Below are 24406 nucleotides of genomic sequence, written 5' to 3' on the forward strand. Positions count from 1 at the left end.
AGTTACCTCTGATCCTAGTTGTGCCTCATTAGGGACAACTCAGGTGATCTGTGCCGCTAAAGGAACCGATAGTAACCTTTACGCCAATCGGTTTATCTAAAGTGGTGTATCATGTTTGTAAAAAAAAGTAGTGATGTTTGTAAGCACAACTTCTCAGGAAGTGAGTAGACGCTTAACAGTACTAGTACAGCATGACGAAAGTTGCGATCGCCAGTTTGCTGAAAGTAGATTAACAGCACAAGCCCTTTAACACCTTATCCTAAATACTCATACTGCTCTAAAGTATTGTAAATCTGCGCTGAAATCCTTACCAACAGCCGAGGTTTTTCCTGCCAAGGCATTACCGCCACTTGAATACCAAACTTATCAAACAACTCATCATGTATAGACATGAAATCGCGGTTTTCCAAAGTCGTGGGCAATGGCACAACCGCCATTGAACCAATCATCTCCTCTGGACAAGGCGGCTGCACTTCCAGCGCTTCACAAAGTAGCTGTCTTCCCTGCAACAGTAGTTGATGATTTTGCTGTCTCAATTCTGTCCACCCACCAGGTAGCAAGGAACCCATAAAAGCGATCGCTTCTGGCACACACATATAAGCTGTAGGATCATCTGTACCTGTCCAGTCAAATTCCAACTGAAAGCGGGTTTTATCAGTGCGTGGCGAATTTGTCCCGTGGCTAATTGTTAAAGGACGAATTTCTAACTGTTTATCTCGTCGCACATACAAAAATGCTGCCCCTTTGGGCGCACACAGCCATTTACAGCGCTTCCGGCTATTATGCAATATAGTTTTCTCCTTGCCCCTCTCCTATCATCGCTTTCAGCTTTTAGGATGTACCTCATAGCTGCCGGAAGTGCTGTATGACAATTCCCGGTGTAATAAGTTGCGCCAATTTCTTGCAAATTCAGAGAAATCATTCCAGGTGTATGGGCACCATCTACCAATATATCTACACCCCGTTGTTGCAACTCCTGCACCAACTTTTGAATTGGGAAAATTAGCCCTGTCTGACTGGTAACATGATCCAAAAGTGCTAATCGGGTTTGGTGAAACTCGTTCAATTACTGCTGCGATTACTTGCTGTGGCGAGTCAATAGGGAAAGGAATTTTGGCCACTACCACCCGCGCACCTGTGCGACTGGCAATAAAATCAAGTGCATTGCGGCAAGCATTATATTCGTGGCTAGTTGTAAGTATCTCGTCCTCTGGTGAAAATACCAGCGACCTTAACACCGAATTAACGCCAGTCGTCGCATTAAGGACAAATACCAAATCTTGTACATCAACCCCCACAAAGGCCGCCAGCTTACTTCTGGCATCGTCTAACAGGGGTTCCCACTCCCTACCAAAAAAGCGTATGGGTTCCTGTTCTAACTGCGATGTCTAACGACAAGCCGCTTTGCGTCTACGCAAACGTTGTTAAAACTCCAGCACTTGTTTACGACAAGCACCAAAAGACCCATGATTCAGAAAGGTCACAGACGAGTCAAGTGACCATAGATTACTAATCTAGAATCCAAAATCTGAAATCCAAAATTGATCAACTCCCCAGGCCGGATTCGAACCAGCGACCAATCGATTAACAGTCGATCGCTCTACCACTGAGCTACTGAGGATCACTCACGATTTATAATCTTAGGGCTAAAAATAGAATTTGGCAAGTACTTTCGCAAATATTTTTTTTGAGATGCTTAATTGTAGAAATTTTACAGTCAAAATCCATTCAGGAACTTAAGCAGAGACTGTTAAATACTAAATATCTACTGTAATCCCATTCGTAATTCAGCCAGACGTTGCCGCGCCTTAGCATCAATGGCATTAGCTAAAAACCTACTCTTAGATTGTTTGCGCGTATGATACTTTTGTCGCATCCGGCAGACGGTGGTTTCCACTTCGCCACAGAGTTGTTGTGCCGACAACCATTCAGCCCCATAACCTTGGATCATCAACTGTTGTGCCCGATCTGATGTAGCAACAATCACACGAGAAATCAAAGATTGAGCTATTTGGTGGCGAAAAGAAGCGCAGGATTTTTCAATATAAGTATCTGCTGTTTGCCCAAAATCAGTGTAATAAACTGATAAAAGCTCAGTAATAATTTCTTTATTACTAGAGGTGTTTTGATATTGGGCATCAAAAACTACCTGAGTTGTGTAACCTTGAAACGCGCTATAACCAGTCATCGCTTCCACAAGTTCGCCCCGTGCTGCCTCTAGTCCAACGCTATCACGCGTTTTTTTAAGGCAAGGCCAAGCGCCTATTATATTGTAGCCGTCCACCAACAAAACAGCTTGGAGTAAGGAACGGGACATGGTTTTTAATCACAATTTTCTAGAGTTAACAAAATTCATTCATAAGTTTTATAATAATTGATGCATAGTCTGTAACACTATGCTACATAGAATAAAAAATACGGCAGTCTCACAAAGCTCAAATTTCAGACAGACCCACCAACTTAAAACGCGCCTTTATTTAAAAGGCGCGTTGCAGTTATTTTTTAGTATTGGTGAGAATGAAGAGTACTGAGTTAAAAGACCACCCAATCAAGGCAGGAGTATGTACCGGGTGTGAAAATCCTGAGTAGTTTTTACTCAGCACTCGTTACTCAGCACTGGGCAGTTAATTAAGAGGCTTCGCTGTCTACCTCCATTAGACGTTGTTTGAGGCGTTGGGCTTCACCCTTATCAACCAGAGAGCCTTTTTCTAGCAAGAAAGCGCCGTCACAGTAATTTAACTCATCTAATCGATGTGTTACCCACAGGGCCGTAATACCTCGACTTTTGACAAGACGGCGGACACCAGCAACTAAATCCAACTGGCTATCTGGATCTAGTAAGGCAGTGGGTTCATCTAATAATAAGACTTCACAGCGACGGGCGATCGCACCGGCGATCGCGACTCGCTGTTTCTGTCCCCCAGAGAGTGCATAGATAGGCCGTCGTTGCAGGGTAAGCAAATTCACCGCCCCTAGCGCCTCCTCAACCCTGGCTCTGATAGCAGCAGGTGGTAACTTTTCTTCCACCAATCCAAAAGCCACATCAGCACCAACCGTTGGCATCACCAGTTGATGATCCGGATTTTGGAAGACAAAGCCAACGGGGTGCAAAACCCGAATTTCGCCAGATTCAGCAGCTAATAACCCCGCCAGCAGTCTGAGTAACGTTGATTTCCCGCTCCCATTTGTACCCAAGAGCATCCAAAACTCACCCTTGGGCACTTCTAAAGAGCAAGATTTGATCACCTTCTCCCCATTAGGCCAACTGAAATTTAAATCCTTGACCTCAATGCCCACTTGAACCATTTGTCAACCTTGGTTACTCAGCAGCTACAGCGAAAAATCCAGGTGGTCTGGCACCGCCAGGGGTTGTACCATCTTTCTGAACAATCTGCACCCCAGAAATTTCACTAGCGCGGACAGCAATTTTTTTCTCTGTCTTACCCTCGCACTTGAGTTCCACAATGTCAGGGTTCCCAGAACGGATTGCTGCCAAAACTAGCTGATAGACAGCCTCAGCATCCTCTGCTGACTTGCGTTGTACCGAGATAGGGAAAGCAGTGTTTCTGATGCTTAAATCGATGGTAAACATTTAGCAATAATCAAATTTAACTGTGGACTCATTTTAGCGTCAGCTGGCTGATTCTAGGGAAATGGGCATTGGGCATTGGGCATTGGTTATTAATTCTTCTCCCCCTGCCTCCCCTGCTCCCTCATCTCCCCGCCTCTTCTAGATAAAAAATTAATTTTTATTACAAATGCCCTAGAAAAATTAGCGATTTACACCTAATATGATTAAAGGTGTGTAAAAAATTGTAAACTTGGTTAACAACCCGGTTAACTTTCTGCTTATGGAAGGCTTTCATCTAGCCATCTATAATACAGATACAACCTGTACTTATAAACATTTGGAGATTTGCTCTAATGACCATCGCAGTTGGACGCGCCCCCAGTAGAGGGTGGTTTGACGTTCTCGACGACTGGCTCAAGCGCGATCGCTTCGTATTCGTAGGTTGGTCAGGGATACTATTATTTCCCTGCGCCTTCCTAGCACTAGGCGGTTGGCTGACCGGCACCACCTTCGTCACCTCTTGGTACACCCACGGATTAGCCTCCTCCTACCTAGAAGGCGCTAACTTCCTGACAGTGGCAGTATCCACCCCCGCCGACAGCATGGGACACTCCCTATTGCTGTTGTGGGGACCAGAAGCCCAAGGCGACCTCACCCGTTGGTTCCAATTGGGTGGTTTGTGGCCATTCGTGGCCCTACACGGAGCCTTCGGTTTGATTGGCTTCATGTTGCGGCAATTTGAAATTGCCCGTCTAGTAGGTATCCGTCCTTATAACGCTCTTGCCTTCTCCGCTCCCATCGCCGTATTCGTCAGCGTATTCCTGATGTACCCCTTGGGACAATCAAGCTGGTTCTTTGCACCCAGCTTTGGCGTAGCGGCAATTTTCCGGTTCCTGCTATTCCTGCAAGGCTTCCACAACTGGACACTCAACCCCTTCCACATGATGGGTGTTGCTGGTGTATTGGGTGGTGCTTTATTGTGTGCCATTCACGGTGCAACAGTCGAAAACACCTTGTTTGAAGACGGTGATGGTGCTAACACCTTCCGCGCCTTCAATCCCACCCAGTCGGAAGAAACCTACTCAATGGTGACGGCAAACCGTTTCTGGTCACAGATTTTCGGTATTGCTTTCTCTAACAAGCGCTGGTTACACTTCTTCATGTTGTTTGTGCCAGTTACAGGCTTGTGGATGAGCGCCGTCGGCATCGTCGGTTTAGCACTCAACCTGCGGGCTTATGATTTCGTTTCCCAAGAATTGCGGGCGGCGGAAGACCCAGAGTTTGAAACCTTCTATACCAAAAACATTTTGCTGAACGAGGGTATCCGCGCTTGGATGGCTCCTCAAGATCAACCCCACGAACAATTTGTATTCCCTGAGGAAGTTCTACCTCGTGGTAACGCTCTCTAACAATTAATAAAAGCCGACCATGCCTTGAATTAGGGTTGTGGTTCCCAAAAATTGACACCACCCAGATTAAATAATCTCCTTGACATCAGCTAATAAAGTGTCAATATTCTCCATTCTCCAGTCATCTCCCACCAAAAGGCGGGAGATTTTTATATATGGATATGGTTAACATCTCTAAATTTATGTGTTATCTTAGATGAAGGTGATAAGCCCAGAGTAAAAACTCTGCCCTTTTAAAACTAAGACCGCTTAGGCAATAAGGAGGTGATGCCCATGATAGAAAGTAGTAAATGCATGGGTCATCAGGTTGCAGTTAGCCGGCTGTGTGCCGGGGCTGTTCTCTAAAAGTTAGCCTTAGTCATCTTTGAGATACTAAGTTAGCTCAAGTAGCTAGGCAAGCTAGAAGTTCCTTCCGGCAGTCTGGTTGCAACCTGAAGACCCGCTAGACCGCTCTGACTTAGATCAACCGATCTAAATCAGAGCGGATAGTTTTTTATGGGTGATTTTTGTTTTATCAATGGTTGTTTTGAAAATTTCGATCGCAATGCCTGGGTTGGGCAAAACCAAAGCGTTTAAGTTTTCTTAAAAAGAAAAATATCTTGCATCAAACCTTGGGGTCTGATTCCGATGTGATTCCGATGTGAGCAATAGCATCTATCCCCCAAGTGTGATTTAAATATGCACACATTATGTAATAGTACAGCACGGCGCAAATAAACCACCAATTCCAAATCAATGAAATGCTTACGCTGCATTGATTTAGAATTTGGAATTTGGAATTACGCCCTGCGGTATTAGGCTATCCTCCCATACTTTTGTGTGGAGAAAAAAGGGGTTTGCCTTTTTCGGATGAAAAATGTAACAGACATAACAGATATATAAGTAGGAATTTTTTGAGATGGCACAACTACTCAGCGAAGCGGAAATTCAAAAACAGGCAAAGGTACTGTCAGGTTGGACTGTTGAAGACTCCAAGTTGCACATTACCCGGACATTCAAGGATTTTATCGAATCAATTGAGTTTGTCAATAAACTGGTGGAGCCGGCTGAGTCAGCAGCACATCATCCAGATATAGAGATTTCCTACAACAAAGTGAAGATTACACTCACAACACATGATGCAGGCGGGTTGACGCAACCAGATTTTGATGTGGCGGGAGCGATTTCCCAAATCAACTAAGTGATTTCTTCTGATATCTTGCATTACGATGACTGAAAATCACTAATACATAGACAAAACACACCTATCCTTTTCCTGGGAGAGATGCAGCCCGTAGCTTGCTTAAGAGTAGAGCTACGGGTTTTGCTTTGGATTATGCGGGTTTCAAAAACCTTGATTCCTGATTTGGTGTTTATCCAATAAAACCAGGCAAACTAAGCTACGAGAAGGCTTTGCCTACTTTTGTATCGCCAAGTTAGTGCGTTCTGATTGGCGTGCGATTTCTAATCATCGCCAAAGCGAAGCGCAAGAAGCGATTTTGATGACAAGCTGCTAAGTGTCTAAAACTTTCCGCAATTTAGCCCAGTCGGAGCGAATGACCCCAAGACTACTCCCTGCTTAGATATTTAGACCAGTAGGTGTGACAGTTGTTAAGGCGATCGCTCCAATCTTGCCATCTAGATCAGATGTTTTATAATGTTATGATATGAAGATATGTTTTTGCATAAGTTAATCCCATAGGCTTTTAACCCGAAGTTAATCATTTATTAGCTTTGCAAAAACTAGAATTGTAGTATTGGCGAGTATGCCTCATCCACAGGTTTCAATGAGATGTGGCATTTTTGAGAATTAGGTGTAACGAAGCCAATTGTCTAAACAAGGTGTGAGGAGTAAAGAAAAGATGTCTAATCTATTGTGGAAATCCTTAGTGGTTAGCCCAGCAGTATTGGGAGCAGCATTGTTAGTTTCGACAACAGCAATTGCGGCTCCAAACACAACCACTCAAGTATCATCAGCCAAACAAGCGGGTGTAACGGAAGTTGCCCAACAGCCAGATGTATTGGCTCAAACAACGATAGATCAAGTTAACCGCTACAGTAACGAAGGCAACCAAAATAACTCTCAGTCTCAAGTAACATCGGTTTCTCAATTTTCCGACGTACAACCCACCGACTGGGCATTCCAAGCATTGCAGTCCTTGGTTGAGCGGTATGGTTGTATTGCAGGTTATCCCAATGCTACTTATCGCGGTAATCGTGCTTTGACTCGGTATGAATTTGCCGCCGGTTTGAACGCCTGTTTGGATCGGGTTAATGAATTGATTGCCACAGCAACATCTGACTTGGTGACTAAACAAGATTTAGCTACCTTACAACGGTTGCAAGAAGAATTCTCCGCAGAATTGGCAACCCTACGCGGTCGCGTAGATTCCCTAGAAGCGCGGACTGCTGAATTGGAAGCTCATCAGTTCTCCACTACTACAAAATTAGTCGGTGAAGCCGTTTTTGGCGTTACTGATGTGTTTGGTGGTGCTAATGGCAATAACAACAATACGGTCTTCCAAGATCGGGTACGTTTAGACTTGCAAACCAGCTTCACAGGTAAAGACGTGTTACACACCCGTCTTGCTGCTGGTAATGCACAAAGCTTTGCACTAAATGGTAATAACGTTGGTGCTGAAGGCACACAAACATTCCAAGTTGGTGCTGGCAATGGTAACAACAGTGTCAGTATAGACCGCTTGACTTATGAAGTTCCTATAGGCCCAGCCAACGTTTACATTGCAGCTAGTGGTGGAGAGCATAGCCAGTATGCGGCTGTCAACAACCCTTACTTTTTTGACAAAACTGACGGTGGTAACGGCGCTTTATCTACCTTTGCTTCTGAAAGTCCCATCTATCGGATTGGTGGCGGTGCAGGTATAGCGCTCAATGTACCACTTGGTAAAGGTGGCGGCATCCTGGGAAATAGCTCAATCACTGCGGGTTACTTGGCATCGCAAGCTAATAATCCTGGTCTTAGTCAAGGTCTGATTAACGGCGACTATGCTGCTTTAGGACAGTTGAACTTTAGTGTTGGCAATCGCGTGGCTTTAGCTGCTACCTACGTTCACGGATATAGCGCAAGTGGTGCTTTATTCAACTCAACTTCCGCGCCAAATGGAGCTTTTGCAGTAGGTACTCAACAAGCTAACTTTTTAGGTAATAATACAACAGGTGTTATCAGCCCATCTTCAAGTAATTCCTACGGTGTAGAGGCTGCCTTTAGACCCAGCGAAAAGCTATCAGTTAGTGGCTTCGTCTCCTACCACGAGGTCACCGGCTTCGGTCAAAATGATGATTATAACGCTTGGAGCTACGGTCTTGGAGTAGCCTTACCTGATTTGGGTAAAAAGGGTAACGTTCTAGGTATTTTTGCTGGTGCAGAACCCTATTCCTTTAACCGACCAGGTTTTACTGGTAATAATGTACCATATCACTTTGAAGGCTTCTACAAGTATCGTGTGTCAGATAACATCTCAATCACCCCTGGTGTAATCTGGTTGACTTCTCCTGGTCAGAGTAGCGCCAACGACGATGCGATTATCGGTACTCTTAGAACAACTTTCACCTTCTAGAGTGTTGACTATCCACTGACAATTTTGAATTCTATTTCTCCCTGCCATTAGGCGGGGCTTTTTGTTGCCCATAGCAGCAACTAACAAACCCCAGTGGTTAGCCGGAGTATACTAGAAAAGTTGGGAGTTGTGAGTTATGGACGGTTTTATCTTTTGAATTTTGGATTTTAGATTGAAGGAAAAATCTCAAATCTAAATTGAATAACTCCTAACTCCTACTTAACCCCTAACTTATTGCTGCTTGTGGAACTATCGTGTAAATCGGAATACGCAATTCTGGCATTATTAGAGATGGCCGCTCATTACGAAAGTGGCGAACCGTTGCAAATTCGACAAATTGCAGCACGACAAAATATACCCGATCGCTATTTGGAACAGCTACTAGCAACCTTGAGGCGTGGGGGTATAGTTAAGAGTCAGCGCGGATCAAAAGGTGGCTATCTATTAACGCGAGAACCTCGAAAAATCATCCTTTTTGAGATTTTGGAATGTTTAGAAGGGTTAGAGGCGCGGACTGGTGAAGAAAAGGTTAATTCCAAAACGGTAGACAGTTCGGTTATAGAAGAAATTTGGCAAGAAGCAAGTCGCGCGGCAAATTCAGTGTTGCAAAAATATACGCTCCAGGATCTTTGTGAAAAACGAGATTCCCTGCGGCAGTTGGATATCATGTACTACATTTAGTCAAGAGTCATTAGTCATTGGTCATTGGTCATTATTCATCAAAAAATGACCAATGACTAATAACTCAATGGCACTAAGTTAAGATACAGCCCTTTCCCTGACTGGTTCCCAGCCTGGAGGCTGGGAACCAGGTAACACAAGACTTTGGGCTTTACAAGCGTGCCATTCGACTAATAACTAATAACTAATAACTAAGGACTAAATTATGCGAATAGCTCGTAACATTACAGAACTAGTTGGTCGTACACCCCTAGTGCAGTTGAACCGCATTCCTCAAACAGAAGCATGTGTTGCGGAAATTGTGGTGAAACTGGAAAGTATGAACCCATCGGCATCAGTCAAAGACCGCATTGGGGTAAGTATGATTAACGCCGCCGAAGAGGAGGGGCTAATTACTCCTGGGAAGACAATATTGGTAGAACCCACGTCTGGAAACACAGGAATTGCCTTAGCAATGGCAGCAGCAGCTAAGGGTTATCGATTAATTCTAACCATGCCAGAGACGATGAGTGGAGAGCGTCGGGCAATGTTGCGGGCTTATGGAGCAGAACTGGAATTAACACCAGGGATGGAAGGCATGAGTGGAGCAATTCAGAGGGCGCAGCAGATGGTTAATACTACACAAAATACCTATATGTTGCAGCAGTTTCGCAATCCAGCCAATACAAAAGTGCATCGAGAAACTACAGCCCTGGAGATATGGGAAGATACCGATGGACAAGTAGATATAATTGTGGCAGGAGTGGGCACAGGTGGTACGATCAGTGGTGTGGCAGAAGTGATTAAAGCACGTAAGCCTAGTTGTCAAGCGATCGCAGTTGAACCAGCCAATAGCCCAGTTTTATCTGGGGGACGACCAGGGGCGCACAAAATCCAGGGAATTGGCGCTGGGTTTATTCCCCAAGTATTAAAGATAAAATTGATTGATGAAGTGATTACCGTCACTGATGAAGAAGCGATCGCCTACAGTCGGCGTTTGGCAAAAGATGAAGGACTACTATCTGGGATTTCCAGTGGTGCTGCTTTATGTGCAGCAATTCGCGTTGGCCAACGTCAAGAAAACAAAGGGCGTTTAATTGTGATGATTCAGCCCAGTTTTGGTGAAAGGTATTTGAGTACACCGTTGTTCCAAGATTTGGAGGCAAGGTTAGCCGCTAGCGTCAGCTAACGATACATTGAATTAATGGTCAATTATAAGCACGTTTCTAACCATTACGAAACTCTCAAAGTTAGTCCAAGTGCAAGCCTTGCAGAGATTAAGCAAGCTTATCGCCGCTTGGTTAAGTTGTTTCATCCTGACAGTAATCAGGAAAGTGCCGATCGCGATCAGATTATCCGCATCAATGCAGCTTATGAGGTTTTAGGCGATAACCAAAATCGCCGTAATTATGACCAACAACTGCAAGATGACCCTCAAAAATTAAATAGCGATCGCCAACAGCGTACAGCATCAGCGCAAAAGCATTACCAGACAAGACGAAAAACCGGACGGGATGTTGATGAGCAGGTTGAAGAATGGCTGCGCCAAGTTTACCAACCAGTTAATCGCTTACTTTGTAACATTCTTTATTCGTTAGAAGAACAAATGGATCAATTAGCCGCCGATCCCTTTGATGATCAGTTGTTAGATGAATTTCAGGAATATTTACAAAGCTGTCGAGATGACCTCAAGCAGGCACAAATTACTTTTCGCTCTTTGCCAAATCCCCCTAGTTTAGCAAGAACGGCGGCTCACCTCTATTACAGCCTCGATCAAGTAGCAGATGGACTCGAAGAGTTAGGTTATTTTCCTTTGAGCTACGATGAGCGTTATTTACACACTGGTCAAGAACTATTCCGCATAGCTACGGGATTACACTGTGAGGCCCAAGCGTCTGTTTGATACGCATCATTTATTCTTAACCAATAATTTCGGTACATGAGTTAAATGAATACCTCGACTATTTCCAAATTTTTTGCCAGAGAATACCCTGTAAGGCTTTCGGTATCGTTCTAAAATTGTCCGAAGTATTGATTCCCCTAACCACTGACAGAGAAATTAGTTTATCCTGGAAACAGAAAAAGATTAAGAAATTTTAAATTCTGCTCCCAGTGTACTCATGCAATGTATTGTTAATCGCCGCGCCCAGTTTTCAGCAAGTCATCGTTATTGGTTGCCAGAACTGAGTGAAGCCGAGAATATTGAGAAATTTGGTGCTTGCTCTAGATTTCCGGGACACGGACATAATTATGTTTTATTCATCTCTCTAGCCGGGGAATTGGATGAATATGGCATGGTGCTGAACCTGTCTGATGTGAAACACGTAATTAAACAGGAAGTTACCAGTCAATTGGACTTCTCTTATATCAACGATGTGTGGGCAGAATTTCAACAAACTCTGCCCACTACTGAGAATATTGCACGGATTATCTGGCAGAAACTAGCACCCCATTTGCCTTTAGTCCGTGTGCAGTTATTTGAACATCCTGAACTTTGGGCAGATTATATGGGAAACGCAATGGAAGCCTACCTCACCATCAGTACTCACTTTAGCGCCGCCCATCGGCTAGCTCATCCTAATCTCAGTAATGAAGAAAACACTGAGATTTATGGTAAGTGCGCTCGTCCCCACGGTCACGGACACAATTATCATCTAGAAGTCACTGTCAAAGGGAAAATTGACCCACGTACTGGGATGATTATTGATTTAGTTGCTCTAAATCAAGCTGTAGAAGATTATGTGGTAGAGCCATTCGATCACACCTTTTTAAACAAAGACATTTCTTACTTTGCCGAAGTTGTGCCCACTGCTGAGAATATCGCACTTTATATTAGTAATTTACTGCGATCGCCTATTCAAGAATTGGGAGCTAAACTTTACAAAGTAAAACTGATTGAAAGCCCTAATAACTCCTGCGAAATCTACTGCACGGAGTCAGAATCAGAGTCAGTCAGCCCAGCCGTGAATCAGCCAGTATTGGCACGAGTTTAGGTAATTGGAAACTTAGGCATAGGACATAAAGCTATGTTCAACTTTCTTTCAAACCTAACCCCCAACCCCTTCCCTACAAGGGAAGGGGAGCAAGAATTAAAGCCTCTCAGGAGTGGGGGAGAGGAATGGAAGTGGGGTTCTAAGAATTAAGTTGCACATCGTGTGACATAGGGAATTCATAGGGAATTCATAGCATCCTAATGCCCAATGCCTAGCTAAAAAAGTTTACTAACTAAGCAGTTAAAACCAGGTAACAAAGGACTTGTGAGTTCATCTTGACTAAATAAAGTCGCTGCTAGCTTTAATGCAGCCTGTTCACGACGATAAACTTCAACTTTCTTCTGTATAGAATCGCAAATACAATATTCTTGAACCCCTTGCACTGAGTACAGCTTTAGCTTTGTTTCCCTGTCGCGGTTCTCATTTTTTTCACCGGGTGACAGAACCTCTACGACTAACTCAGGTGCGCCCGTCAGGTGTCCAGCCTCATCTAGCAAGTATTTTAACCGTTCATGACTTGCCCACACCACATCAGGAATCACATTGTCAGAATCTGAGAAAATAATTCCAGGTGCGATCGCAGCTTTACCTAAATCAGTTTCATCTGACCAAATCTTAAGAACTGTAGCAATATTGACGCAGCTTGTTTGATGATTCCAACTAAGTGGTTTAGTCACAAATAGTTGTCCATCAATAATCTCATAGCGATTTCGGCGTTCACAAAGTGTCTCGGAACGAGAATCGCTAGCAAATAGCTCTAAGTCAGCAGTCGTCCAACGCACTGGAGTTGTTTGCATAGAAACCCCCTAGCATTTTCTTAAATCATATTTTAAAAATACCGACGACGAGCGGAATGTCGCAAATAGCGATAAATGCCCCAAGCTAAAACTCCGAAAAAGAGATTTAGTAAAAAGCGACTAAATATAAACCACAAAATATCAGTGTCAAAAAGCTTCGACGGACTCAAAGGACTAATTTTACTGGCCAAGAGAAACAGACCAAAAATTGCATTTCCACCCAGCACGAGGGCAAACAGCACTAAACTCCTCTGCCAGTAACGGTGCTGGATTATGCGGTCTGAAATTAGTGTAATTACAGATTTACCTTGCACTTTTCGCAGTAATTGTTCTAATCGCCAAAACATCCACAACAGAAACGGAAATAAACCATAACTCAGCAAACGTAGGGGTAATGAGTAACCCCAAGCACTAGATAAGACATTAACTAGGGCGTGACAGATTACAGAATTTAGCCAAGTACTAAAAATGAAGTTCTTGTCTCGATTTAACCGACTATGGGAAGAAATATAAATTCCCAAAGCATATCCCCAAGGCGCAGAGAACATAGCATGGACTGGCGTGCCAATAGTTCGGTCAAGGATTGATGCAGTACCGTGGAAAAGGTAAATCCAATTCTCTTCGGCAGTGAATCCAAGGGCAACGGCGATGGTGAAGAGGAAAACCGTAGACTGAAGTAATCGATACCTGCGTTGTAGATAGCAGGTTGGGACAACAACTGCTGCAAATTTGCAGCCTTCTTCAATTGTTCCTACTTCCACAAGCTGCCGCAAGGCTATACCAGGAAGCCAACGTTTGATTTGTTGCCAGTCTATAAAAGAGTTGGCTAGAGTTTCAAAAACCCATTCGAGGCTAAGGGCTAAAATCCCCGATATTGCCCCGATGATAAAGAACATCAGTAACTTTAACAGAGGTGGGGCAAATGGCACTCGGCAATAGTAGTAGCCTAGCAGTAGCAACGGTGGTATCCCTGCCCACAACAGTAGAGATAAATCAACCACTCACCTGAGCAATTACTGTGCGGTGACGGTGGGTATTGCTGGTGATAGTGGGAGTTTGGAAACCAGCCTCAACAATAGCTTGCTCAATGTCCAAAGCGAAATATTCATCTAAATACGGTTCAGTACTTTTGAGCAATGTCAAAATGTAAGGCGGCATTTTCTGGTAAACTTCAGACTTGGGATTCATATCCATGATTGCCAAGTAGCCACCGGGACGCAGCACGCGCCGCATTTCAGCTAAAATCTGTCGGGTTGGCGATTGGGGTAATTCGTGGCACATCAGGAAAATGGAAACTAAATCAAAGGAGGCATCAGGTAGCCCGGTAGATTCAGCTTGGGCATGAAGCCAGTTAATTTTAGCTTGGCGTTGCCCCGCGCGGTAATTGGCAACAGCTAAGAAGTAAGGAGATAAGTCTAAGCCTGTAATTTTGGCATGGGGATAAACTGCTTGTAGGGCAAAACTACTCAAGCCAACACTACAGCCTACATCTAAGATGTCTTGTGGCTGATTGGGGATTTGACTTTTCAGGATATTGTGGTAACTTTGGCGCAGCATGGGATCGCCTTGCGCTTCTTCAGTGCCCTGCCAAATCTTAGCGTGGACAGCATAAGCAGCAGGTTCTACCTCAAAAGCGGCTTGCCAACTGAGATTTCCGGTTTCGTAGGCATGGAATGAGGTGACGTAGTAATCGGGGTAGGAAAGCTGAGGATTTTCTACTTGAGCTAAATCGGCCTTCCAATCAAGCGCCTGTAGTGTTTCGACTTCTTGCGTCCAAGGCACGCCAATTCTCTCGGCACGTTTAATCATCATTTGTCTAGCTTGATGCTTGGCTAGGTTAGCTAAAGGCTGGATTGCCAGTATGCCATTCACCAAGCGCGAAGCTAAACCAGGATTAGTGTTTACAGCAGCAGTCATAAATCAATTTGCATTTGAAGAGCCTTTTCTACTTATGACATAGTTGCTAGAGGCCAGTCTAGATGCAAATTGAAAAACATTCTGGGGAATGGGGAGTGGGGAGTGGGGAGTGGGGAGTGGGGATGAGGGGGATGAGGGGGATGAGGGAGATGAGGGAGATGGGAAATAACCAATGCCCAATGCCCCATCCCCTACTTTGCACTCGGCTTGAGAGCTAACAACATCTCTAATTGACTGGTGGATTTATCGGCGCTAGTGGCGGTAATACCAAAACCACGAATGGAATTCAGGATGGTGATGGTATCGGCGTTAGATGAAATAAAACTATTGATCAGGGGTACAGTTTTAGTTTTATCCATATCGAGGTAGAAATAGCCGCCGTTGGGCTTTTGCAAAGAACCAGTAACAGCTTTGAAGGTGTCGCTATTGTTAAGAGATGAATTTTTACGATCGCTAACTGCATCAGCAATTGGGCCACCAAGAGCTACAAATACTGTATCTTGATCCAGCCAACCATGTGCCAATAAAGCTCCTTGTTGGGGGATTTGCCATTCAGTTACGTCTTTACCACCGATATTTCTGTTGGCGACGTTGATTCGTTGGGTTTTGGCAAGGGTATCCAATTTTGTGAAGGTGGCTTCGGCAGTTTTGCGATCGCTTGTATCAAATACTAAAGCACCTCCAAAACCAACATTCGCTAATACCCCTTGATTTGATGGAATCGCACCAAAGGCAAATTCCCCATTCATCCAGCCAAAAATATCCTTATCCAGGTCTATATTGGCAATTTTCACTTGTCCTCGCGCTTGTTCTAGAGCTTGCTTCATTTCTGGATAATCTTTTGACTGTTCTACTAGCGCTTCCCAGCCCCGGCTGATGCCATTTCCACTAATCAGAGCAAAGGTATCAGCCGGAAATTGCCCGACTATATTCCCAGGACTTGATTGATACTGAAATTTATTTAGTTGCGGATCTAAATTAGCGATCGCTTTTAACCGCAATCCCGCATCATCAACACCAAGACCCGCCACCACAGATTTTATCTGCTTCAATTGTGCCAAGCTTTGTGGTGGTAACTGCTTTGCCTGCGGATTTCCGGCGACTAATTGCTGTACCATCCCGGCATAGTCTGGTACATAAATTTGAGCAAGGCTGTTTTTGACATCCACTCCTTTAAGAGTGCTGCTGGCACCTTCTTTACTGGCAAAAGAAGATTGTCCCTTAAATGTGTCAATTGCTTTTTCTACAGCTTGCTTTTCGGGGGCTAATACCAAGTGACTATTATTTAAAACTACGCTATATGTCGGCTTGTCATTTTGTGTAGTTTCGACAATTTTTTCACCTTGATAATCAGATTCCTGTAATTTCACCCCTTTTTGGGACTTCAATTTGTTAGCAAAATTTAAGGCACTGAGTTTGTCCTTAATTCCCACCACTATCAGGATATTCGGTTCCTGTTGTACATTTTTTGGTACATTAGGCGTCCCAGACGGCGCGTTGAACTGTGCTGGTTTCACCGGATTTGGTGGCAGTACAGCAATCATCACACCACCAACCCAAGGCTTTATGTCTTTTTCATAAGAAACGTTACCGTCACTGAACATTTGCTGATTAAAATCTTCCAGATTTTTTGCCACTAACTTTTGTGCTTCTGGAGTGCCAAACTGTTGTAACTTTGCCCAAGCTTGGGGATCAGTAGTAATATAAGCTGCCATCAATGCTGTTGAAGGTACTAGTTTCGCACTGCCGAGAGCGTCTGAGCTACCTCCTGATGGGCCTTTCAAATACGTATAGGCCGCTATACTTACTCCTACAACTACAACTACAGCAGCACCAACAGCAGGGATGAGAAACTTTGATTTACTTTCAGACATTTTATTATCCTCTTTTGGTCAGATTGTCACCGAGATTTATACAAGTGTCATTGTAGAGTTTTCGGATTTATTAATAATTTCCGCTCATTGATCGGTATTTACTGATAAAATTAGTAGTCCTATAGGTTAGCGGTCTAATAATTACTCTCAAAAATACTTCAAAGGGATGATCCGCAAATCCGCAAATGATCTGCTGTTCATCTCAAACAAAATAGCCTAATCAGCAGTAGCAAGTTATCCTAAGTTATAAGAATAATTAGGAGTATTTCCACTTAATGAGAATCTATCGAGGTGCAAGATACTCTTGACCCGATGACAAAAAAGTGCAAAATATCAGGAAAAGTAAATGTGGGAGGGATATGGAAAAAAGTCCCAGGAACGGCTGCCGATCTTCGGAAGTTCGCGTGAGATTAATTTCAATCCCCCAATCCCAAAGGTGAGTTTTCACCTGCATACTACCCTGTTGATTTGGGAAATACAGACACCGCTATTTTGCTTAACAACATCCAACCAAGCCAGACTTTTCAGGATTACAAGGTCAGTAAGGATCAATGTCGAAGTCTTATTTTGATACAGATAATAACACACACAAACCTTTTGAGTTACCGGGAGCAAGACCACACTACAACCCCGATCGCCCCGGACAAGTAGAGCATATTTTTCTCGATCTCAGCTTGGATATTCCCAAACAAAGCTATCAGGGCACTTGTAGCATTCGCCTCTTACCAATCCGTAATGGCATTGATCGTTTGACTTTGGATGCTGTCAACCTGAATATCGAGTCTGTGCAGGTGGACGAGATCCCAGAAAATTTTGACTATGACGGCCAACAGCTTTCTATCCAACTTTCTGAGGCGACCCAAATTGGTAAAAGCTTGCTGATTGCGATCGCCTACTCGGTGGCAAAACCCCAACGCGGCATTTACTTTATTCAACCAGACAAGCACTACCCAAACAAGCCCACCCAAGTTTGGACTCAGGGAGAAGACGAAGACTCTCGCTTTTGGTTCCCCTGCTTTGACTATCCAGGACAACTTTCTACTTCGGAAATTCGCGTCCGCGTCCCCAACCCTCTCGTAGCTATTTCCAATGGCGAATTGATTAACACTACAGAAGATGGTGATTACAAAATCTACCATTGGTCACAGCAACAAGTTCATCCTACCTACTTGATGACTTTGGCAGTAGGTGATTTTGCTGAAATTCGGGATGAGTGGAACGGAAAACCAGTTACCTACTATGTAGAAAAGGGAAGGGAGGAAGATGCTAAACGCAGCATGGGCAAAACTCCCCGAATGATCGAATTTTTGAGCCAAAAATATGGTTATCTCTATGCTTTTCCGAAATACGCCCAAGTTTGCGTCGATGACTTCATCTTTGGTGGAATGGAAAACACTTCCACAACCCTGTTAACAGATAGATGTTTGCTGGATGAACGCGCCGCCTTAGATAACCGCAATACCGAAGCTTTAGTCGTCCACGAACTCGCGCACCAGTGGTTTGGTGATTTGGTGGTGATTAAGCATTGGTCTCATGCTTGGATTAAAGAAGGGATGGCTTCTTATTCTGAGGTGATGTGGACAGAACAGGAATATAGTCAAGAAGAAGCAGCTTACTATCGTTTATTAGAAGCTCGTCGTTACTTAAGTGAAGATAGCAGCCGTTATCGCCGCCCAATGGTAACACACGTTTACCGAGAAGCTATTGAACTTTACGATCGCCACATCTACGAAAAAGGGTCTTGTGTTTATCACATGATTCGCGCCCAATTGGGAGATGAATTATTTTGGCAAGCTATCCAAACATTTGTCCAAGATAATGCCCACAAAACCGTAGAAACTGTAGACTTACTCAGGGCGATTGAAAAGGCAACGGGACGTAATCTTTTGTTCCTCTTTGACCAATACGTTTATCGTGGTGGTCATCCCGATTTTAAAGTGGCTTACTCTTGGGATGGGGATGCTAATTTAGCAAAAATTACCGTAACTCAAACCCAAGCTGCTGAAGGTAAAAATGGCAGCAAGGATTTGTTTGATTTAAAAATACCTGTTGGTTTTGGCTATACCCAACAAGAAGAAGTCAAGAGTGAGGAGTTAGAAGTTAAAAAGAATTCCAAACTCATAACTCCTAACTCCCAACTCAAAAGTTTCACCGTGCGGGTGAATGAACGTGAACAAAGCTTCTACTTTCCCCTAGAAAATAAGCCCCAATTTATCAGCTTTGATGTTGGAAATAATTATCTAAAAACAGTAGCTTTAGAGTATCCAATCGCGGAGTTAAAAGCACAGTTAGAATTTGATCCCGACCCGATTTCGCGTATTTATGCAGCAGCAGCTTTGGCGAAAAAAGGCGGCTTAGAAGCGACTAAAGCAGTTTCTACGTCCCTAAAAAATGACCCATTGTGGGGTGTGCGTGTGGAAGCGGCGAAACAACTAGCCCAGATTAATTTAGATCAAGCCTTTGATGGTTTAGTTGCTGGGTTAAAAGATAAAAATGCCTATGTGCGGCGATCTGTAGTGGAAGCACTTGCTCAAATAAAAACTGCTGAAAGCTATAAAGTTGTGAGAGGGTTAGTCCAAAAGGGCGATCCTAGCTACTACGTGGAAGCAGCCGCTTCTCGTGTGATCGGGGCGATTGCATCAGCAAACTTGGAAGAAAAACCCAAGGAAGACAAGGTATTAAAGCAGCTGAAATCTGTTTTAGAAGAAAAGGCGGGTTGGAATGAAGTTGTGCGGAGTGGTGCAGTTGCTGGTTTAGCTGAATTCAAAACCTCAGAAGCAGCTTTAAATCTGCTGATCGAATACACCAAACTTGGTGTACCACAACCCCTACGTTTAGCGACAATTCGCGCTTTAGGAAAGATTTCTGTAGGTCAAAGTCCGGCTAATTTAGAACGGATTTTAGAAAAATTAACAGAACTAGCCAAAGAAACCTTCTTTTTAACGCAAGTAGCCGTAGCCACAGCCTTAGGACAAATGGAAACACCTAAAGCCGTGGGGATTTTGCGATCGCTAATTGACCAAACAGCCGATGGGCGTGTACGTCGCTATGCTGAAGAAGAAATTTCTAAGGTGCAAAATAATATTGGTTCAGAAAAAAACCTGCGTCAATTGCGTGAAGATTTCGACCAACTCAAACAACAAAATCAGGAATTGAGAAGCCGTTTAGAAAACTTGGAGGCCAAATCTAAATAGCACTACATAATCATTAAAAGTAGCTAATTGGTAATTGGTAATTGTGGCGAAACACTACCAATTACCAGATTTATGGCAGTCATAAATAATAATTCTGTTATGAGTCACGGGTTGATTCTTCCACCTAACTATATAATTCGTCCTGCAAGAAACCGAACAGATAGATGGGCTGTTTATAGATTACTGATTTTGGAACGTGACGAGGAACCTTCTTGCTCGAAATTAGTGACAGTAGTCATGAATCCCTATACCCTGACTCTGCTTGCTTTACTAGTTATTATTCTCTTATTGATAGGCTTTATATTCCCATTACACGATTGGTTCTACATACTTATCATTTCGGTACTAATTGTTTTGGGATGTGTTAGTTTCTTTCAGCTTGGTTTTCTATATAATCTGTTTCTAGAAAACGAAAGACGACTTGTTATCGCATTATATAGAGAACAAATAATTGGTTCTGCACTAATAGCTTTTCGAGGAAATTACTCAGTTTTACTGGGATTGTACGTTGCACCTAGCCATCGTCTTAGAGGAGTAGGTAATCATCTAGTCCAGTATATTTTGCAGAGAGATACACTTCCAATATATGTTAATGCACCACCTGACTTACGCTCGTTCTATGCCCGTGTTGGCTTCGTTGAAACTAATATGCAGAGAGGATATAACATGGTTGTACGTGCATTTGACTTTAATAATGATTAAATCTAAGACAGTAATAGTACTACTGATATATGTAAATGCTAGTAAATAAAGTTACTTAACTATCGCATTTATTCAAATTTATATATATTAGACATAGGTAAATAAATATTTATTGTTTATAAAAACATAAATAAAAGTTAAGAAAAAATAAAATCGTCTAGAACCTGGATAATTAGTTGTAGTTTTATAAAGTATAATTAAGAATAAAGATCAACAAATCTAGGCAGTAACATCAGCTAAAATCGCCTCAAACACTATCCCTAAAGGGTAAAGTTCTGGTTGTTTTAGATAAAAGACTACCGCCATCCTGAGCTTACAACTAACTTGTGGGTTAGGAGAAAAACAATCATTGTAAATTTTTCAGTTGAAGAGGCAAAAAAAGGCGTGGGTCAGTATCAACCTACTCAGCTAAAACTCTATAACCCAGATGCGATCGCTCGCTACTATAGTTACCGTCCTTGGCTAGCCTGGGGGCGACTGCTGAGAATTATCTCCTCCTTTGCAGGATTTATACTCAATCTGAAGTGGGACGAATGGCAAGATAAAGTTGAGCAGAACAAGGGTAAACGAGCGATCCAGTTGCGAGAAATGCTCACCCGCCTCGGCCCGACTTTTATTAAAGTTGGTCAAGCCCTCTCCACCAGACCAGACCTGATACGCAAAGATTTCTTAGAAGAACTGATCAAGTTACAAGACCAGTTACCACCTTTCGATAATGCGATCGCTTACCAGATTATCGAAACTGAACTAGACCGTCCTATTCACGCCAGCTTTAGCGAACTGTCAGCTAACCCAGTAGCGGCTGCTAGCTTGGGACAAGTATACCGAGGTCGTCTAGTGAGTGGCGAAGAAGTCGCTGTCAAGGTGCAACGCCCCAACTTGCACCCAGTAATCACCCGCGACCTATATCTGATGCGTTGGGCAGCCGGTTGGCTAGCTCCTTGGTTGCCTTTAAATCTCGGTCACGACCTCACTTTAATTGTGGACGAGTTTGGTACGAAGTTATTTGAAGAAATTGACTATATTAATGAAGGCCGCAACGCCGAAAAATTTGCTAGCGACTTCCGCAACGACCCCCAAATAAAAGTTCCAGGTATTTACTGGCGTTACACTAATACCCACGTTTTAACCCTGGAATGGATTGATGGGTTTAAGCTGACAGACACTCAAAGCATCCGCCAAGCAGGTTTAGACCCAGAAGCAATCATCCAAATAGGCGTTACCTCAGGATTGCAACAGCTGTTAGAAAATGGCTTCTTCCATGCTGACCCCCATCCCGGCAATTTGCTTGCCGTGCCCGATGGTCGGATGGCTTATATTGACTTCGGGATGATGGATCAGTTGGAGGAAAGCACCAAAGAAGCACTCGTGGATGCCCTAGTGCATTTAGTGAATAAAGACTACACCGACCTAGCCGAAGACTTTGTAAAATTAGGGTTTCTGACTCCAGATACGAATATTTGCCCCATAGTGCCAGCATTAGAAGCAGTGCTAGGAAACGCTATTGGCAAAAATGTCAAGGATTTTAACTTCAAAACTATTACCGATGAATTTTCGGAACTGATGTATGAATATCCTTTCCGAGTGCCGGCAAAGTTTGCCTTGATTATTCGTTCCCTCATTACCCAAGAAGGAATTGCCCTTACCCTCAACCCGAATTTCAAAATCGTGGAAGTGGGTTATCCCTACATAGCACGGCGGTTGCTGACAGGGGAATCGCCCGAATTGCGGCGACGATTATTGAATGTGTTGTTCAAAGATGGTAAATTTCAGTGGCAGCGTTTAGAAAATTTAATCGCGATCGCTCGCACCGATAGCAACTTTGATGTATTGCCCACAGCCCAGATGGGGTTTCAATATTTAATGTCGGAAGAAGGCAAATTTCTGCGGCGCCAGTTGGTGCTTGCTCTCACTGAAGATGACCGCCTCCACACCGAAGATGTTCAACGGGTGTGGAACCTGATTAAAGATGACTTAAAACCGGATCGTTTATTAAATGTAGCGATCGGCATTTTAACAGAGTTATCCAGAGAAGGCGCAGCTGCTATCCTGCCAAAAGCAACATCACTTGGGTCTTTTGCTGAGAACCAGTCAACAAATAAAAAGTAAAAAATCTTTAAATCAATTAGGAGTTTTGATGTACTATTTTCCTCTACAGCCACCTTACTTCCTATTACTTGTTGGCTTTTTGGCAGCATTAACATCTGGTTTGGCATTATCTGGTACATTGAAAGTAATTGTGCAGAAATGGCCAAGCGAACGTACAGAAAATACTAAACCGCGTTCATCACTGAAACAACTGCTTGTGCCATTTATCGGTATAACTGGCGGTACTTGTCTATTTCTGTATTCAGGCTTAGAGATATTTGGCTTTCCCTCCTCCTTGGCTTTAGGAGTTGGTTTACCAATTAGCCTGTTTACTTGTTTATTAGTTTGGTTGCAGCTGGGAAGTATGATGACCTTTATAGAACGCGAAGGTATGCAATCTTTAGATTTAGATTCTTTTTCTTAGATATATAGCAATCCTAAATCATTCGTGAATAACGAGATCCCCGACTTCTTAGAGAAGTCGGGGATATGAGTCTTGTGATTTTCACAAATCAAATAGGATTGCTATAGAAAGCTTCAGCAACATACAAATTAACGTAAATCTTTACCGCGAGGAAATAATTTCCTCGCGGTTAATACTTATTTTTTACTGAAATTTCACAAATAATATCTAATCGCGTTAAAATTACGTACATACACTGTAGTATCTCTGCTCAAAGAATAGTCAGGAATACTCACCCTTTTACGATTTTTCGTGCAAATTTTTATTTTTTTCAAAGGAGTTTTATAAGCTATGAGTCAAGAAGAAAAAGAATTTTGCTTTTGCACCTTAGCCTTAGGTAAAAGATATCGCTCTCATGCTTTGCTATTAGCTCAAGATATTGAAAAACATTCACCTGGAACCAAGTTGGTAATCTTAACAGATAAGCCACAAGAATTTAGTAAATATTCTCATATTTTAGCCTTTTCGCATCAACAACAAAGCATTGGTTGTTACCACGATAAAAGGTTTGTTATTGCCCAAGCATTATTACTATTTAATACCTGCATTTTTGTTGATGTAGATATCAGAATATTGGATAAGGTGGCATCAAATCTAAAATATCTTCCTGGAGTCACAGCAAGAAGTTGTACGAGTATTGTCAAACATAATCAAGCCTACATTGGTTCAGTAAATGACTTGCACAAGCCAAAAAGAATTAGAGAGTTGGAAATTGTTAACAAGCTAGCACAAAAACTGGATTTGAATTTAGAAGATAATAGTATCCAGTTTGTGATGGAAATGTTATTTGTAGTGACAAGGCAAGATGAGCGTGAAATCGAATTTCTCAAGCACTGGGAAACCATTGCACTTTACTGTGAGTTAAATGGTTTTTATGGTGCTGAGGGTTATGCAATAGGATTAGCTGCTGCTAAGGCTGGATTACCAGTTCGATGGGATGCTATGGAGGGTATTGTTTATTTCAAGGATTGGATAGAACGCCAGAAAATCAAAAAGGGACAAGCAAATCCAGATGAAACGCTGATATATTTTCAACAGCACGAAGCGATTGAATACCGCAAAAATTCAATTTTCCAAAAGCTGGTACATAAACTAGATAAATTTATCGGCTATTACTATCGTTCGTTGTGTTTAAGACTTACAGCTTTGAGTAACTTTAATTTTTATTACCGCTAATCAGC

At 43.0% G+C, this 24406-nt stretch carries 21 protein-coding genes, 1 tRNA gene and 1 pseudogene; 12 read left to right on the forward strand and 11 right to left on the reverse strand.

Features of this window, described 5'->3' with window-relative positions:
* Positions 1-254: 254 nt before the first annotated feature.
* The 7 genes and pseudogenes from V7K97_RS32055 to V7K97_RS16015 all read right to left on the reverse strand — a co-directional run bounded on the left by V7K97_RS32055 (position 255) and on the right by V7K97_RS16015 (position 3592).
* Entirely contained in the window at positions 255-788 is a 534-nt protein-coding gene (locus V7K97_RS32055) for a hypothetical protein (RefSeq protein ID WP_442936892.1), read from the reverse strand.
* Positions 704-1066, reverse strand: coding sequence for an aminotransferase class V-fold PLP-dependent enzyme (locus V7K97_RS32060; RefSeq protein WP_442938910.1), 363 nt, complete (start codon positions 1064-1066; stop codon positions 704-706). The genes V7K97_RS32055 and V7K97_RS32060 overlap by 85 nt, the downstream gene beginning before the upstream one ends.
* 55 nt (positions 1067-1121) lie before the next feature.
* A pseudogene (locus tag V7K97_RS32065) lies at positions 1122-1364 on the reverse strand (aminotransferase class V-fold PLP-dependent enzyme); the annotation flags it as partial.
* Positions 1365-1549: 185 nt separating this feature from the next.
* Positions 1550-1621, reverse strand: a tRNA-Asn gene (locus V7K97_RS16000).
* Positions 1622-1765: 144 nt separating this feature from the next.
* Positions 1766-2317 carry an NYN domain-containing protein gene (locus tag V7K97_RS16005; RefSeq protein ID WP_334802017.1) on the reverse strand — a complete coding sequence of 184 codons (552 nt, stop codon included), beginning with the start codon at positions 2315-2317 and terminating at the stop codon, positions 1766-1768.
* A gap of 311 nt (positions 2318-2628) precedes the next feature.
* The gene (locus V7K97_RS16010; protein ID WP_334802018.1) at positions 2629-3306 is read right to left on the reverse strand and encodes an ABC transporter ATP-binding protein; all 678 of its coding nucleotides are present in this window, start codon (positions 3304-3306) and stop codon (positions 2629-2631) included.
* Between the two features lie 13 nt (positions 3307-3319).
* A complete protein-coding gene (locus V7K97_RS16015; protein WP_334802019.1) occupies positions 3320-3592 on the reverse strand; it encodes a hypothetical protein in 273 nt (90 codons plus the stop codon).
* Positions 3593-3924: 332 nt separating this feature from the next.
* Between V7K97_RS16015 and psbD the strand changes: the two genes are divergently transcribed.
* The 7 genes from psbD (at position 3925) to V7K97_RS16050 (ending at position 12190) form a co-directional block, all read left to right on the forward strand.
* Positions 3925-4980: a photosystem II D2 protein (photosystem q(a) protein) gene (gene psbD, locus V7K97_RS16020; protein WP_012409998.1), complete on the forward strand. Its 1056-nt coding sequence runs from the start codon at positions 3925-3927 to the stop codon at positions 4978-4980.
* An 898-nt stretch (positions 4981-5878) separates the two neighbouring features.
* Entirely contained in the window at positions 5879-6160 is a 282-nt protein-coding gene (locus V7K97_RS16025; protein WP_334802020.1) for a 4a-hydroxytetrahydrobiopterin dehydratase, read from the forward strand.
* Positions 6161-6821: 661 nt separating this feature from the next.
* Positions 6822-8537 carry an iron uptake porin gene (locus V7K97_RS16030; protein ID WP_334802021.1) on the forward strand — a complete coding sequence of 572 codons (1716 nt, stop codon included), beginning with the start codon at positions 6822-6824 and terminating at the stop codon, positions 8535-8537.
* 243 nt (positions 8538-8780) lie between these two features.
* Positions 8781-9218 (forward strand): Rrf2 family transcriptional regulator, encoded by a 438-nt coding sequence (locus V7K97_RS16035; RefSeq protein ID WP_334802022.1) that lies wholly within the window; start codon positions 8781-8783, stop codon positions 9216-9218.
* A 205-nt stretch (positions 9219-9423) separates the two neighbouring features.
* Entirely contained in the window at positions 9424-10386 is a 963-nt protein-coding gene (cysK, locus tag V7K97_RS16040; RefSeq protein ID WP_334802023.1) for a cysteine synthase A, read from the forward strand.
* Between the two features lie 15 nt (positions 10387-10401).
* Positions 10402-11100 carry a J domain-containing protein gene (locus tag V7K97_RS16045; protein ID WP_334802024.1) on the forward strand — a complete coding sequence of 233 codons (699 nt, stop codon included), beginning with the start codon at positions 10402-10404 and terminating at the stop codon, positions 11098-11100.
* A gap of 217 nt (positions 11101-11317) precedes the next feature.
* Positions 11318-12190, forward strand: a complete 873-nt coding sequence (locus V7K97_RS16050; protein WP_334802025.1) for a 6-carboxytetrahydropterin synthase — start codon at positions 11318-11320, stop codon at positions 12188-12190.
* 215 nt (positions 12191-12405) lie between these two features.
* On the opposite strand, the gene V7K97_RS16055 is transcribed toward V7K97_RS16050, so the two are convergent.
* From V7K97_RS16055 to V7K97_RS16070, 4 genes are all read right to left on the reverse strand, one after another.
* Positions 12406-12987, reverse strand: a complete 582-nt coding sequence (locus V7K97_RS16055; RefSeq protein WP_334802026.1) for a Uma2 family endonuclease — start codon at positions 12985-12987, stop codon at positions 12406-12408.
* A gap of 32 nt (positions 12988-13019) precedes the next feature.
* A complete protein-coding gene (locus V7K97_RS16060) occupies positions 13020-13988 on the reverse strand; it encodes a PrsW family intramembrane metalloprotease (RefSeq protein ID WP_334802027.1) in 969 nt (322 codons plus the stop codon).
* Positions 13981-14904: a class I SAM-dependent methyltransferase gene (locus tag V7K97_RS16065; protein ID WP_334802028.1), complete on the reverse strand. Its 924-nt coding sequence runs from the start codon at positions 14902-14904 to the stop codon at positions 13981-13983. Before V7K97_RS16065 ends, V7K97_RS16060 begins: the two co-directional genes overlap by 8 nt.
* A 191-nt stretch (positions 14905-15095) precedes the next feature.
* On the reverse strand, positions 15096-16778 hold the full coding sequence (locus V7K97_RS16070) for a DUF3352 domain-containing protein (RefSeq protein WP_334802029.1): 1683 nt from the start codon (positions 16776-16778) through the stop codon (positions 15096-15098).
* Positions 16779-17329: 551 nt separating this feature from the next.
* On the opposite strand from V7K97_RS16070, the gene V7K97_RS16075 reads away from it, so the two are divergent.
* From V7K97_RS16075 to V7K97_RS16090, 5 genes are all read left to right on the forward strand, one after another.
* Positions 17330-19972: a M1 family metallopeptidase gene (locus V7K97_RS16075; protein WP_334802030.1), complete on the forward strand. Its 2643-nt coding sequence runs from the start codon at positions 17330-17332 to the stop codon at positions 19970-19972.
* Between the two features lie 237 nt (positions 19973-20209).
* Entirely contained in the window at positions 20210-20674 is a 465-nt protein-coding gene (locus V7K97_RS32070; protein ID WP_442936845.1) for a GNAT family N-acetyltransferase, read from the forward strand.
* Positions 20675-21058: 384 nt separating this feature from the next.
* Positions 21059-22783, forward strand: coding sequence for an ABC1 kinase family protein (locus V7K97_RS16080; RefSeq protein ID WP_334802031.1), 1725 nt, complete (start codon positions 21059-21061; stop codon positions 22781-22783).
* A 28-nt stretch (positions 22784-22811) separates the two neighbouring features.
* Positions 22812-23186 carry a hypothetical protein gene (locus V7K97_RS16085; RefSeq protein ID WP_334802032.1) on the forward strand — a complete coding sequence of 125 codons (375 nt, stop codon included), beginning with the start codon at positions 22812-22814 and terminating at the stop codon, positions 23184-23186.
* Positions 23187-23516: 330 nt separating this feature from the next.
* The gene (locus tag V7K97_RS16090; RefSeq protein WP_334802033.1) at positions 23517-24401 is read left to right on the forward strand and encodes a hypothetical protein; all 885 of its coding nucleotides are present in this window, start codon (positions 23517-23519) and stop codon (positions 24399-24401) included.
* Positions 24402-24406 lie beyond the last annotated feature (5 nt).

It is taken from the genome of Nostoc sp. (assembly GCF_036917815.1).
Classification (GTDB): domain Bacteria; phylum Cyanobacteriota; class Cyanobacteriia; order Cyanobacteriales; family Nostocaceae; genus Nostoc.

Excerpts from the sequence above, each read along its gene's own strand:
- V7K97_RS16015 (WP_334802019.1), bottom strand. The coding sequence starts at position 3,592 with ATGTTTACCATCGATTTAAGCATCAGAAACACTGCTTTCCCTATCTCG.
- V7K97_RS16025 (WP_334802020.1), top strand. The coding sequence starts at position 5,879 with ATGGCACAACTACTCAGCGAAGCGGAAATTCAAAAACAGGCAAAGGTA.
- V7K97_RS16075 (WP_334802030.1), top strand. The coding sequence starts at position 17,330 with ATGTCGAAGTCTTATTTTGATACAGATAATAACACACACAAACCTTTT.
- psbD (WP_012409998.1), top strand. The coding sequence starts at position 3,925 with ATGACCATCGCAGTTGGACGCGCCCCCAGTAGAGGGTGGTTTGACGTT.
- V7K97_RS16005 (WP_334802017.1), bottom strand. The coding sequence starts at position 2,317 with ATGTCCCGTTCCTTACTCCAAGCTGTTTTGTTGGTGGACGGCTACAAT.
- V7K97_RS32070 (WP_442936845.1), top strand. The coding sequence starts at position 20,210 with ATGAATCCCTATACCCTGACTCTGCTTGCTTTACTAGTTATTATTCTC.
- V7K97_RS16085 (WP_334802032.1), top strand. The coding sequence starts at position 22,812 with ATGTACTATTTTCCTCTACAGCCACCTTACTTCCTATTACTTGTTGGC.
- V7K97_RS16065 (WP_334802028.1), bottom strand. The coding sequence starts at position 14,904 with ATGACTGCTGCTGTAAACACTAATCCTGGTTTAGCTTCGCGCTTGGTG.
- V7K97_RS16010 (WP_334802018.1), bottom strand. The coding sequence starts at position 3,306 with ATGGTTCAAGTGGGCATTGAGGTCAAGGATTTAAATTTCAGTTGGCCT.
- V7K97_RS16050 (WP_334802025.1), top strand. The coding sequence starts at position 11,318 with ATGCAATGTATTGTTAATCGCCGCGCCCAGTTTTCAGCAAGTCATCGT.
- V7K97_RS16030 (WP_334802021.1), top strand. The coding sequence starts at position 6,822 with ATGTCTAATCTATTGTGGAAATCCTTAGTGGTTAGCCCAGCAGTATTG.
- V7K97_RS16070 (WP_334802029.1), bottom strand. The coding sequence starts at position 16,778 with ATGTCTGAAAGTAAATCAAAGTTTCTCATCCCTGCTGTTGGTGCTGCT.
- V7K97_RS16090 (WP_334802033.1), top strand. The coding sequence starts at position 23,517 with ATGAGTCAAGAAGAAAAAGAATTTTGCTTTTGCACCTTAGCCTTAGGT.
- V7K97_RS16045 (WP_334802024.1), top strand. The coding sequence starts at position 10,402 with ATGGTCAATTATAAGCACGTTTCTAACCATTACGAAACTCTCAAAGTT.
- V7K97_RS16055 (WP_334802026.1), bottom strand. The coding sequence starts at position 12,987 with ATGCAAACAACTCCAGTGCGTTGGACGACTGCTGACTTAGAGCTATTT.
- cysK (WP_334802023.1), top strand. The coding sequence starts at position 9,424 with ATGCGAATAGCTCGTAACATTACAGAACTAGTTGGTCGTACACCCCTA.